The organism is Vibrio sp. 10N.261.52.A1 (assembly GCF_002876325.1).
Lineage (GTDB): Bacteria > Pseudomonadota > Gammaproteobacteria > Enterobacterales > Vibrionaceae > Vibrio > Vibrio chagasii.
The window spans coordinates 1-307 of the sequence record NZ_MCYD01000421.1 but is presented as its reverse complement, the minus strand read 5'-3'; the positions used below and the strand labels follow the sequence as shown (position 1 = coordinate 307).

Genomic DNA, 307 nt, shown 5'->3' with positions numbered 1-307 from the left:
TTAACGAGCGTCTAGTACTTAAGCGTAACGAGCAGTACTGGGACAATGATAAAACAGTTCTTAATAAAGTAACGTTCCTACCGATAGAAAACCAAGTAGCGGAAATGAACCGTTTCCTAGCTGGTGAAATCGACTTCACAAATGAGCTTCCAACCGAGCACTTCAAGCGTCTTAAAAAAGAGCATGCGGAAGACGTATCTGTAGGGGGGAATTTATGTTCTTACTACTACAGTTTCAACACTAAGAAGAAACCATTCGATGATGTACGTGTTCGTAAAGCAATCTCTTACGCAATCGATCGTAATAT

Annotated in this window: 1 protein-coding gene; it reads left to right on the top strand. The window is 40.4% G+C overall.

Translation table 11 applies throughout. The annotated features are described in order from the left end of the window. Positions 1 to 307 (top strand): ABC transporter substrate-binding protein (locus tag BCT81_RS05060; RefSeq protein WP_241908163.1); only part of this gene is annotated, 307 nt, incomplete at both ends.